The organism is Streptomyces sp. NBC_00080, assembly GCF_045041255.1.
GTDB classification, from domain to species: domain Bacteria; phylum Actinomycetota; class Actinomycetes; order Streptomycetales; family Streptomycetaceae; genus Streptomyces; species Streptomyces coriariae.
The window spans coordinates 7977847-7989841 of the sequence record NZ_CP108235.1 but is presented as its reverse complement, the minus strand read 5'-3'; the positions used below and the strand labels follow the sequence as shown (position 1 = coordinate 7989841).

Genomic DNA, 11995 nt, shown 5'->3' with positions numbered 1-11995 from the left:
GGCGGGGTGTCCGCGCGGTGGGCCGGGTGCAGGCTGTTCAGGGAGCCTGCCGTATCCGGTCCGCGGGGACGGGGTGTTCAGGAGGCCTGGCGCTCCGGGCCGTGGTGTATCTCCACGCCGCCGGACGCGCCGAACGTCAGTCGGCAGGTGTCCGCGCGGTAGGTCGCGACGGAGAGCGCCGCGGTGCGTCCCCCGGCGAAGAAGCGGGTGGTGACGACGAGGACGGGGGCGCCGGGGAGGCGGTCGAGTTCCCGGGCGTCGTCCGCGCGGGCCGAGCCCAGCTCCACGGCGCGGTCCTGGCCCTCCAGTTCCAGGCGCTGGAGCTCGCGCAGCACCGCACGCGCGCGTGCCGCCTCGGAGGGGGTGTCGATCGCGGTGAGGTCGGGCACCGACGTCACGGGGACGTAGAGCAGTTCGGCGGCGACGGGCTGGCCGTGCGAGACGCGTGAGCGGCGCACGATGTGCACGGCCTGGTCGCGCGCGGTCTCCAGGGCGGTGGCGACGACCGCGGGCGGAGTCGCGAGCGTGCAGTCGACGGCCTGCCAGGCGTCGTCGCCCGTGCCCGGCCAGACCTGCTGGTCGTTGCCGACGGCGACGCCCATGCGCGGCGGGGCGACGGTGGTTCCGACGCCACGGCGGCGCTGGAGCCGGCCCTCCAGTTCGAGCTGCTCCAGTGCCTGGCGGAGCGTGGCGCGGGCGACGCCGAAACGGGCGGCCAGGTCACGCTCGTTGGGCAGGATCTCGCCCACGGTGAATTCCGAGTCGAGTGCCTCGCTGAGCACCGTCTTGAGATGCCAGTACTTCGGTTCCGGTACCGATTCCAGCTGCGTGGTCCCCACCCTGTCCTCCGCAATCGCCGTGGTCCGGCGGCGTTTTTCGCGCCCTTGTTTATTAAAGGTTGTTGTACTTCTCTGCGACCATAGGGCGGCCCCCACCCTTGGTCAAGACCAATCCTCGGTCCCTCTCCAGGACGACAGGTGTCCGACAGAAAAGCGTTCACGGCGCGTTCGTACGGGCGCGTTTTCGTGACACTCCGGCAAGGTCCGCTCAGTAAATGCCGCCCCCAGGAGACCCGATGAGGGGGCGCGCGGTTCACCCTCGGGGGCTACCCGTCGGTAGCTATCGCTGACAAGCTGTCTACGGCGTCCGCCGGCCGGTCCACGGCCCGTTCAGTCGAGGAGCTCCTCATGTCCGCCACCGTCTCCTTCACGGTCCCCTCCCCCAGTGGCCCGCTGCCCGTCACCGTCTCCTACGCGCGCGTGGGCCGGGGCGAGCCGCTGCTCCTGCTGCACGGCATCGGACACCACCGGCAGGCCTGGGACCCGGTGGTGGACATCCTGGCCGCCGAGCGCGAGGTCATCGCCGTGGACCTGCCCGGCTTCGGCGTGTCCCCGCCCCTGCCGGACGGACTGGCCTACGACCTGCCCACCACGGCCGCCGTGTTCGCCGCCTTCTGCGAGGCGCTGGAGCTCGACCGGCCCCACGTCGCGGGCAACTCCCTCGGCGGACTGCTCGCCCTCGAACTCGGCCGCGAGAAGCTCGTACGGTCCGTCACCGCGCTGTCGCCCGCCGGGTTCTGGTCACAGGCCGAGCGGCGCTACGCCTTCGGCGTCCTGCTCACCATGCGGCAGATCGCGCGCCGGATGCCGCTGCCCCTCGTCGAGCGGATGGCGAGCACGGCGGCCGGCCGCACGGCCCTCACCAGCACCATCTACGCCCGCCCGAGCCGGCGTTCACCCGAGGCCGTGGTCGCCGAGACGCTGGCCCTGGCCCGCGCCACCGGGTTCGACCAGACCCTGCGGGCCGGCGCCACCGTGCGGTTCGCCGACGACCTCCCCGGCGTCCCGGTCACGCTCGGCTGGGGCACCCGCGACTGGCTGCTCGTGCGCCGACAGGGTGTCCGGGCCAAACGGATCATCCCCGCCGCGCGTCTGGTGCGACTGCCCGGCTGCGGTCACTGCCCGATGAACGACGACCCGGCGCTCGTCGCTCGCGTGATTCTCGACGGCAGCCGCTGACGTCCTGGGGGCACGCCGCAACACCCCGGCCCCCAGGGCGACTCCGGCCCCGACAAGGGCGCTCCCCACGCCTTGGGCGGGGCCGTAGGAGCCCGTTCCGACGAGCGGGGCGGTGCAGGCGGCCGCCACCGGGATGAGCCCGGAGAAGAGCGTGGCGCGCTCCGCGCCGATCCGCTGCATGCCCATGTACCAGCACACGAAGCCGACGACGGTGACGACGGCCGCCTGCCACAACAGCGCGGCGGCCTCCGTGCCGTCCGGCCGCCGCAGCCACGCGCCGCCGTCGAGCAGCAGGCCGGTCGCGGCGGCCTCGGCCGCGGCGATCGCGCACACCGTGGCGGACAGCAGCCGTGGTCCGAGAACCCGCAGGACGGGCACGGCCAGCACCGCGAAACCGACCTCCCCGGCCAGCGCGCAGACCGAGTAGGCGATGCCCGCGCCGTCCGTGCGCCCCCATCCCTGCACCGTGAACGCGCCGACGGCCACCAGCGACGCCCCCACCAGCACCGGACGGCGGGGCCGCCGCCCCTCCAGCAACGGGACGACGACCGCCACGACGACCGGCGCGCAGCCCACGAGGACACCGGGGACGGCGGGTTCCGCCGAGCGCTCGGCGGCCAGCACCGCCACGTTGAAGCCGACCATCCCGACGGCCGCGAGCAGCGCCAGGCGCAGCCACAGCCGGAGGGTGAGCGCGCGCAGCCGGAGCCCGGCCCCCGCCCCCGCCAAAGGCACGAGCAGCAGACAGGCGAGGCCGTAGCGCAAGGCCTGGCCGCCGGCGTACGGATAGCCGCCGAGGACGCTGTTCGCGGTGAACGACCCTCCGACGAGGAGGCAGGCGAGCGCGGCGAGCAGGGACCCGCGCAGGGTGGTCGCGTTCATGAAGGTGACGCTAGGAACGACGGCGGTCCCGGTTAAGGTCCACTTCCATGACGCCATCGGGGACCAATCCCGGCCCGGGTCCCGGGCCGGCGGCCTGGGAGCTGCTGCTGCCGGCCGCCTCGGCCCCGCCGCGCGCGCGTGGCCGCGCGCTCCAGGCCTCCCTGCGGGACGCGGTCCGCTCGGGGCGACTCGCCCAGGGCACCCGGCTGCCGTCGAGCCGGGATCTGGCCGCCGATCTCGGCGTCTCGCGCGGGCTCGTGACGGAGGCGTACGAGCAGTTGACGGCCGAGGGCTATCTGCGCAGCGGCCGCGGCGCGGGAACCTGGGTGAGCGGCGCCGTCCGGGCGGCCCGGCCACGCGCGCGTGACCTCGCTCCGCGGCCCCCGGGCGTACGGGCCGACTTCGTGCCGGGCACCCCGGACCTGTCGCTGTTCCCGCGCGCCGCCTGGGCCGCCGCGCAGCGGGGTGTGCTCGCCGAGCTGCCCCACCACGAACTCGGCTATCCCGACCCGCGCGGGTTGCCCCGGCTGCGCACCGCGCTCGCCGGGCTCCTCGCCCGCCGCCGGGGCGTGGTCGCCGACCCGGAGCGCCTGGTCGTCGTCTCCGGGGTGGCCCAGGCGACGGCATTGCTCGGGCTCGCGCTGCACGCGCGCGGGACGGACACCGTCGGCGTCGAGGACCCCGGGAGCCCCCAGCACAGCGCCCTGTACGCGGCGGCGGGCGTCACCGCCGTACCGCTGGCGCTCGACGCCGAGGGGCTGGCCGTGGACCCGCTCAGGTCGTCAGGGGTGCGGGCGGTGGTGACGACGCCGGCGCACCAGTTCCCCACCGGGATCGCGTACTCCGCGCGGCGGCGCGCCGAACTGCTCGACTGGGCGAGATCCGTGGACGGCTTCGTGGTCGAGGACGACTACGACGGCGACTTCCGTTACGACCGCGCTCCCGTGGGCGCGCTCCAGGGCCTGGACCCCGAGCGCGTGGCCTACACCGGGTCGGTCAGCAAGTCGCTCGCACCGGGACTGCGGCTCGGCTGGCTGCTCGTTCCCGAGGCGCTCGCCGAGGAGGTCGTCGAGCGCAAGCGGACGATGGACCTCGGCCATCCCACGCTCGACCAGGCGCTGTTCGCCCGGTTCGTGGAGCGCGGCGACTACGACCGTCAGCTGCGCCGCTGTCAGCGGGCCTACCGGGAGCGCCGGGACGCCCTGGTGGGCGCGCTCGGGGAGCACTTCCCCGGGGCGCGGGTGTCCGGGATCGCGGCGGGGCTGCACGTCATCGCCGAGTTCCCGGCGCGATACGGGCCGCGGGAACGGTTCCTCGCGCGGACGGCCGCCGCGGGCGTCGAGGTGCGTGCGCTGGCGGAGTACGCACACGCGCGTGCCGTGCGGGACGCGCACACCCGTCTCGTGCTCGGCTACGCGCAGATGTCGCCCACGCGCATCCGGGACGGCGTACGGCTGATGGCGCAGGCCGTCACGGGCGGGTGACAGGGGCGGGAGACGCGGTCGGTGACGCAGGCGGAGACGCGGGCCGTGCGCGTCGGATCCCCGGTGCGCGCGGCCAGTTGTTCACTTGTGGTTTCCGTGTGCGCTGCGACGCACCAGTAGTTGTGGCTGTGCACACCGGCCGGTTCCCGCCCCTGGAGGCCCCTCCATGTCACCCAGTCCGTTTCCCGGGCGCCGCAGCGTCCTGCGCGGCACGCTCGCCGCTTCCGCGGCCCTGACCCTGCCCGCCGCCGTCGGCGCGGCGCCCGCCTTCGCGCTGTCCGGGCGGCCCAGGGCGGGTTGGGGTGTGCAGGCCGGGGACGTGACCTCCGACTCCGGGCTGGTGTGGGTGCGCTCCGACCGTCCCGCGCGGATGGTCGTCGAGACCGCGGCCACCGAGTCCTTCCGCGGGGCCCGCCGCTGGCACGGTCCGCTGCTCGGCGCCGGTACGGACTTCACCGGCACCACCCGGCTGCACGGGCTGCCCGCCGGTGAGCAGATCCACTACCGGGTGCTCCTCGCCGACCCGGACGATCCCCGACGCACCGGGGAGCCGGTGACCGGCACCTTCCGCACCGTGTCCCCGGGGTGTCGGCGCGGGGTGCGTTTCCTGTGGTCCGGGGACCTCGCGGGCCAGGGCTGGGGCATCAACCCCGAGTTGGGCGGTTACCGCATCTACGACGCGATGGCGAAGCTCGATCCCGACTTCTTCCTGTGCAGCGGCGACAACATCTACGCCGACGGCCCGATCACGGCGACCCAGGCACTGCCGGACGGCACCCTCTGGCGGAACGTCGTCACCGAGGAGAAGTCCAAGGTCGCCGAGACGCTCGCCGAGTTCCGCGGCAACTTCCGCTACAACCTGCTCGACGAGAACCTGCGCCGCTTCAACGCTCAGGTGCCGTCCGTCATCCAGTGGGACGACCACGAGGTCCGCAACAACTGGTACCCCGGCGAGGTGATCGCCGACTCCGACGCCCGGTACACGGAGAAGAGCGTGGACGTGCTCGCGGGGCGCGCCCGGCGGGCGTTCGGCGAGTACTTCCCGATCTCGACCCTGCGTCCGGGCGCCAAGGAGGGCCGGGTCCACCGGGTCGTGCGCCATGGGCCGCTGCTGGACGTGTTCGTGCTGGACATGCGGACGTACCGCAACGCCAACTCGGCGGGCGACCAGAGCGTGGACCCACAGGGCATCCTCGGCGCCGAGCAGCTGGAGTGGCTGAAGCGCGAGCTGTCCCGGTCGCGCGCGGTGTGGAAGGTGATCGCCGCCGACATGCCGCTCGGCCTGGTGGTGCCCGACGCCACCGAGGGCCGGGCGAACATCGAGGCCGTCGCGCAGGGCGACCCGGGCGCGCCGCTGGGCCGTGAGCTCCAGATCGCCGAGCTGCTGCGGTACATCAAACACCGCCGGATCACCGGCACGGTGTGGCTGACGGCAGACGTCCACCACACCTCGGCGCAGCACTACCAGCCCTCGCGGGCCGTGTTCGGTGACTTCGAGCCGTTCTGGGAGTTCGTCTCCGGCCCCCTCAACGCGGGCGCCTTCCCGGCCAGCGCGCTGGACGACACCTTCGGTCCGGAGCGGGTGTTCGTGAAGGCGCCGACCGCGTCGAACGTGTCGCCCGCAGGCGGCTACCAGTTCTTCGGCGAGGTCGACATCGACGGCGGCAGCGGGGAGCTGACGGTGCGTCTGCGCGAGCAGGACGGGACCGTGCTGTTCACACAGGTGCTCCAGCCGGGACGGGTCGGCCAGTAGTCCGGGTCCCGTACCCTCGGACACGTGCCGCGCACCGGCGTCATCCCCCGGTGCGCGGCACAGTCGTGACACCCCGTACACGGCGCGATCGTAGAAGAATTAACAAAACGGGCATTGGTAACCTTTACCCATCAGTCACAAACCGTTCGTGATCACGCAACACCGTTCCTCCACAGTGGCTGCATGACTCGAGACATGTCTGATGTGACGCGTGCGAAACGCGGACGCCCCGTGCACCACTGGCGACGGGACGCGGTGGAACTCGCCGCGCTGTTCACAGCGGTCGCGGTGGCCGACGGGGTGGCGAACCTGGTGGGCCACGGACCCGACGGTCCGGCGCTGCTGGCCGTCTCCGCGGCACTGCTCGTCGCCACGGCCGGCTTCCACACCTGGTGGGCACGGCGCCACGGTCACGCACCCCCCACGGGCGATACCGACGCCCGGCCGCGCTCCGAGGAGCCGCAGGCCGGGCCGTCCGCACTCCCCTCCCAGGTCACCGAGGAGAGCGCCCTGTGGCGGATGCGGACGACGGTGAAGGACGCCCCGGGGTCACTGGCCGCACTCTGCGCGGCGCTCGCCGGCCACCGGGTGGACATCCTGAGCCTCCAGACGCACCCGCTGGGCGAGGAAACCGTGGACGAGTTCCTGCTGCGCGCCCCGGGCGCCCTGGCGGCGGGCGAGATCACCCGGGCCGTGGCAGTGGCGGGCGGCAGCGGCACCTGGATCGAACGGGCCGACGCCCACGACCTGGTGGACGCGCCGACCCGGGTCCTCGGCCTGGCCACCCGCACCGCGCTCGACGCGGCTGAACTACCCTTGGCACTACGTCAGTTGCTGGGCCGCTGCACGATCCGTTCGCTGCCCGCCGCGCCGGGCGGCAGCGGCCGCGGGCAGGAAGGCGTGCCCGTGGAGGGCGTACTGGAGGACACCGTGATGCGCCTGCGGGCGCCGGAAGGCGGAGTGATCACCGTGGAGCGGCCGTATCTGCCGTTCACCCCGACCGAGTTCGCCCGCGCGCGTGCGCTGGTGGAGCTGGACGCCCGGCTCGGCCCGCGGGTGCCGCGCGGCCAGGACGTGCTGACGCTGCCCGAGGGCAACGCCATCACCGTGCGCCGGGCGGACCCCGGTGACCTGGCGGCGGCGAAGGCGATGCACGACCGGTGCTCCTCACGCACGCTCGGAATGCGCTACCACGGGCCCGTCGGCGACGCCGACCGCTACCTCAGGCACCTGCTCAGCCCCCGCTTCGGCCGCACGCTCGCCGTACAGACCCCGTCGGGGCGCGTCGTCGGCCTCGGCCACCTGCTGTGGGACGGCGACGAGACCGAGGTCGCCCTGCTGATCGAGGACCAGTGGCAGCGGCGCGGCATCGGCGCCGAACTGCTCGGCCGGCTGGTCGCGATGGCCGTCGAGGCGGGCTGCGAGAGCGTCTACGCCGTGACGCAGGCCTCCAACACCGGCATGGTCGCCGCCATGCGCGGCCTCGACCTGCCCCTCGACTACCAGATCGAGGAGGGCACCCTGGTCATCACCGCGCGCCTGGACGGCGCGGCGACCCGGGCGCGGGCCGGCTCCGGGCGGTACGACGAGCGCGTCGCACGCGACTGAGTCACGGAACACCACGCGGCCCGGCGGTGCGACCACACCGCCGGGCCGTCGGCATGCGGGTCGCCGCTCACGCATCCCCGTCCCGGGTCGCCGTACCCGGATCGCCGTCGGCGGTCACACGACGGCGGCTCCGTGCCCGGCCGGGTCGGCCGTGGCGTCCGCCGCGCCGAGAGCGGCTCGCAGGTCGTCCCACAGGTCCTCGACGTCCTCCAGGCCGACCGAGAGCCGCAGCAGCCGGTCGCTCACGCCCGCGCCCCGGCGCTCGTGCGCGTCCACGATGCGATGGCTGATGGACGCCGGGTGCTGGATGAGGGTGTCGACGCTGCCGAGGCTGACGGCCGGGGTGATCAGACGGACCCCCGCGATCACCTCGTGCGGGTCGCCGTGGACCTCGAAGGCGATCATCGCGCCGCCGATCCGCGGATAGTGGACGCGAGCCACCCGCGGGTCGGCGGCCAGCCGCCGGGCCAGGTCGGCGGCGGTCGCGGAGGCGGCCCGCACCCGGACCGGGAGCGTCGACAGGCCCCGCAACAGCAGATATCCGGCCAGCGGGTGCAGGACGCCGCCGGTGGCGAACCGTATCTGCCGAAGCCGCCCGGCGAACTCCTCGTCGCAGGCGACCACGCCCCCCAGCACGTCCCCGTGTCCGCCCAGGTACTTGGTGGCGCTGTGCAGCACGAGCCGCGCGCCCCCCTCGGCGGGGCGCTGGAGCACGGGCGTCGCGAAGGTGTTGTCCGCGAGCAGCGGGACCGAGCCGCAGGCGTGGGCGACGGCCCGCAGGTCGACCTCGGCAAGCGTCGGGTTGGCCGGCGACTCGACCATGACGAGACCGGTGTCCGGGCGCAGCGCGTCGGCGATCCCGGCCGGGTCGGTCCAGGTGACCTCCGAGCCGAGCAGTCCGGCGGTCAGCAGGTGGTCGCTGCACCCGTAGAGAGGGCGCACGGCGACGACGTGCCGAAGCCCCGTCGAGGCGCGCGCCAGCAGCACCGCGCTCAGCGCCGCCATCCCGCTGGCGAACGCGACCGCGCTCTCGGTGCCTTCGAGGCGGGCGAGGGCCGTCTCGAACCGGGCGACCGTCGGGTTGCCCAGCCGGCCGTAGACGGGCGGTCCCTCCGGCTCCGCGCCGGTCGTGGCGAACGCGTCGATGCGGGCGGCCTCGCCGCGGCTGTCGAACGACGGGTAGGTGGTGGACAGGTCGATCGGCGGGGCGTGCAGGCCCTGGCGGGCCAGGTCGTCCCGCCCGGCGTGCACGGCCTCGGTGGCCAGTGCTCGGGGCGCTCTCGACGCGGGTCGGCGTACGTCGTCGTACGCGTGCGTGCTCGCTGAGGCTGAGTCCATGGACCGCAGGGTGAACAACGAGCGGGGTCGCGTAATCGAACACCGTGCTACGTTCGGCCAATGGCTGAATCCGTCGTACTGGACCCGGTCGATCTCCAGCTGCTGCGGCTGCTCCAGAACGACGCCCGGACCACCTACCGCGACCTCGCGGCGCAGGTCGGGGTCGCACCGTCGACCTGTCTGGACCGGGTGACGCGGCTGCGCCGATCGGGCGTGATCCTCGGTCATCAGCTGCGGCTCGATCCGGCCAAACTGGGTCGTGGCCTCCAGGCACTGCTGTCGGTACAGGTCAGGCCGCACCGGCGGGAGCTGGTGGGGCCCTTCGTGGAGCGGATCCGGGGGCTGCCGGAGGCGCTCACCGTCTTCCACCTCACCGGGCCCGACGACTATCTCGTCCATGTCGCCGTCGCGGACATGGCGGATCTGCAGCGACTGGTGCTGGACGAGTTCACCTCGCAGCGGGAGGTGGCCCGGGTCGAGACGCGGCTGATATTCCAGCAGTGGGAGTGCGGGCCTCTGCTGCCGCCGACGACTTCGGGACAAACGGCGTGACGTGCGCCACCGCCTCGTACGAGGATGGAGCCCATGTCACAGACCAGCAGCCCGCTTCCCCGCGAGGTCGCCGACGCGTATGTCGACGACCTCATCGCCCTCGACCCGGTGACCGGTACCTACCTCGGTGTGCAGGAGAGTTCGAGCCGTCTGCCCGACTACTCGCCCGCCGGCCAGGAGGCCCTCGCGCAGCTCGCGCGGGACACCCTGGCCCGGCTCGACGAGGCGGAGCGGAGGCCCGGCGCGGACAGTGACATCGAGCGCCGGTGCGCGCGCCTGCTGCGCGAGCGCCTGACCGCGGAACTCGGTGTGCTGGAGACCCACGAGGGACTGCGCGCCGTCGGCAACATGGCGACGCCTCCGCATCACGTGCGCGAGGTTTTCACCGTGACGCCCACCGAGACCGACGCCGACTGGGCGGCGATCGCCGAGCGGCTGCGCGGGGTGCCGGCGGCCCTCGCGGGCTACCGGGAGTCCCTGGCGCTGGGTCTGGAGCGCAAGCTGTACGCGGCGCCGCGGCCGACCCTCACGTTCGTCGGACAGCTCACCGAGTGGTCGGACACGGACGGCGAGGGCCGCGGCTGGTTCGAGGACTTCGTGTCCACCGGTCCCGACGCGCTGCGCGCGGAACTGGACGAGGCCGCCCGTACGGCGACCGCGTCCGTCGTCGAGCTGCGGGACTGGATGCGCGACGTGTACGCGCCGACGATCGAGGGCGCCCCGAACACCGTCGGCCGGGAGCGGTACGCCCGCGCGTCGCGCTACTTCAACGGCACCGATCTCGACCTCGACGAGGCGTACGCGTACGGCTGGGCGGAGTACCACCGGCTGCTCGCCGAGATGAGGGAGGAGGCCGAGAAGATCCTGCCGGGCGCGGAGACCCCCTGGGTGGCCCTGGCCCATCTCGACGAGCACGGCACGCACGTCGAGGGCGTCGACGAGGTCCGCGACTGGCTCCAGGGCCTGATGGACCAGGCGATCGAGAAGCTCGACGGCACGCACTTCGAACTCGCCGACCGGGTACGGAAGGTGGAGTCGCGGATCGCCCCGCCCGGCGGCGCGGCCGCCCCGTACTACACGCCCCCGACGGAGGACTTCTCGCGGCCGGGCCGCACCTGGCTGCCGACGATGGGGCAGACCCGCTTCCCGCTCTACGACCTCGTCTCGACCTGGTACCACGAGGGCGTCCCCGGTCACCACCTGCAGCTGGCGCAGTGGGCGCACGTCGCCGGGGACCTCTCCCGTTACCAGGCCTCCGTCGGCATGGTCAGCGCCAACTGCGAGGGCTGGGCGCTGTACGCGGAACGGCTGATGGACGAACTCGGTTTCCTCACCGACGCGGAGCAGCGGCTCGGTTACCTGGACGCCCAGATGATGCGGGCGGCGCGGGTCATCGTCGACATCGGCATGCACCTGGAGTTGGAGATCCCGGCGGACTCCCCCTTCCACCCCGGCGAGCGCTGGACCCCGGAGCTGGCCGAGGAGTTCTTCGGCGGGCACAGCAGCCGCCCGGCGGACTTCGTGGAGAGCGAGCTGACCCGCTACCTGACCATTCCCGGCCAGGCGATCGGCTACAAGCTCGGCGAACGGGCCTGGCTGCTGGGCCGGGAGAAGGCCCGCGAGCGCCACGGCGACGCCTTCGACCTCAAGTCCTGGCACATGGCGGCCCTTTCGCAGGGCTCGCTGGGCCTGGACGACCTGGTGGACGAGCTGGCACAGCTCTGAGACACGGGTTCGGGACCGGCGCGGCGGACTGTCGCCGTGCCGGCCCCGAACGGGCGGTCAGCAGCCGCAGTTCTCCGCGTCGACGGGCGCCGTGAGCGGATCGGCGGCGCGCCGCTCGCCGCCCTCCCAGGTGTCGTACGCGAAGCCTTCCCGCGCCCAGTACTCGAAGCCGCCGAGCATCTCCTTGACCCGGTAGCCGAGTTCGGCGAGCGCGAGGGCGGCACGGGTGGCCCCGTTGCAGCCGGGCCCCCAGCAGTACGTGACGACCGGCACGTCCGGGTCGAGGAGCCGGGCGGCCTGCTCGGCGATGAGCGCGGTGGGCAGGTGGACGGCGCCCGGGATGTGGCCCTGGTCCCAGGACTCGGTGGAGCGGGAGTCCAGGACGACGAAGCCGGGGTCACCACCGGCGGCGAGGGCCGCCGCCACGTCGGAGACGTCGGCGTGGAAGGCGAGGCTCGCCCGGAAGTGGGCGGCGGCCTCGGCCGGGGCCGCGGGGGCGACGCGCAGGACGGGGTTGACCGTGGTCGCGGCGACCGTGCCGGTCATGGCGGTGAGCGGGGTCATGGGGGTCATCGCGGGGCCCTCCCGTGGGGTTCCGGCTGGTCACTGCTTTCGATGACCAGAAATCTACGACC

9 protein-coding genes and 1 pseudogene are annotated in these 11995 nt (G+C 73.6%); 6 read left to right on the top strand and 4 right to left on the bottom strand.

Going from position 1 to position 11995, the window contains the following annotated elements:
- Positions 1 to 77 precede the first annotated feature (77 nt).
- Entirely contained in the window at positions 78 to 839 is a 762-nt protein-coding gene (locus OHU34_RS35725; RefSeq protein ID WP_405770182.1) for a GntR family transcriptional regulator, read from the bottom strand.
- A gap of 348 nt (positions 840 to 1187) precedes the next feature.
- On the opposite strand from OHU34_RS35725, the gene OHU34_RS35720 reads away from it, so the two are divergent.
- On the top strand, positions 1188 to 2018 hold the full coding sequence (locus OHU34_RS35720) for an alpha/beta fold hydrolase (RefSeq protein WP_230196525.1): 831 nt from the start codon (positions 1188 to 1190) through the stop codon (positions 2016 to 2018).
- Between the two features lie 45 nt (positions 2019 to 2063).
- On the opposite strand, the pseudogene OHU34_RS35715 reads toward OHU34_RS35720, so the two are convergent.
- Positions 2064 to 2900 (bottom strand): annotated as a pseudogene (locus OHU34_RS35715) (EamA family transporter); the annotation flags it as partial.
- Positions 2901 to 2947: 47 nt separating this feature from the next.
- Between OHU34_RS35715 and OHU34_RS35710 the strand changes: the two are divergent.
- The 3 genes from OHU34_RS35710 (at position 2948) to OHU34_RS35700 (ending at position 7745) form a co-directional block, all read left to right on the top strand.
- Entirely contained in the window at positions 2948 to 4384 is a 1437-nt protein-coding gene (locus OHU34_RS35710) for a PLP-dependent aminotransferase family protein (RefSeq protein ID WP_142269207.1), read from the top strand.
- A gap of 166 nt (positions 4385 to 4550) precedes the next feature.
- Positions 4551 to 6137 (top strand): alkaline phosphatase, encoded by a 1587-nt coding sequence (locus tag OHU34_RS35705; RefSeq protein ID WP_142269208.1) that lies wholly within the window; start codon positions 4551 to 4553, stop codon positions 6135 to 6137.
- 231 nt (positions 6138 to 6368) lie between these two features.
- Entirely contained in the window at positions 6369 to 7745 is a 1377-nt protein-coding gene (locus OHU34_RS35700; protein WP_372481793.1) for an N-acetyltransferase family protein, read from the top strand.
- 114 nt (positions 7746 to 7859) lie between these two features.
- Here OHU34_RS35700 and OHU34_RS35695 read toward each other — a convergent pair whose 3' ends face one another.
- Positions 7860 to 9083, bottom strand: coding sequence for a trans-sulfuration enzyme family protein (locus OHU34_RS35695; RefSeq protein WP_405770178.1), 1224 nt, complete (start codon positions 9081 to 9083; stop codon positions 7860 to 7862).
- A 60-nt stretch (positions 9084 to 9143) separates the two neighbouring features.
- Here OHU34_RS35695 and OHU34_RS35690 point away from each other — a divergent pair, with 60 nt between their 5' ends.
- A complete protein-coding gene (locus tag OHU34_RS35690; protein ID WP_054240412.1) occupies positions 9144 to 9635 on the top strand; it encodes an Lrp/AsnC family transcriptional regulator in 492 nt (163 codons plus the stop codon).
- Between the two features lie 33 nt (positions 9636 to 9668).
- On the top strand, positions 9669 to 11360 hold the full coding sequence (locus tag OHU34_RS35685; RefSeq protein WP_405770176.1) for a DUF885 domain-containing protein: 1692 nt from the start codon (positions 9669 to 9671) through the stop codon (positions 11358 to 11360).
- Positions 11361 to 11417: 57 nt separating this feature from the next.
- Here the strand turns inward: OHU34_RS35685 and OHU34_RS35680 are convergent, their stop codons facing one another.
- The gene (locus OHU34_RS35680) at positions 11418 to 11933 is read right to left on the bottom strand and encodes a rhodanese-like domain-containing protein (RefSeq protein WP_405770173.1); all 516 of its coding nucleotides are present in this window, start codon (positions 11931 to 11933) and stop codon (positions 11418 to 11420) included.
- Positions 11934 to 11995 lie beyond the last annotated feature (62 nt).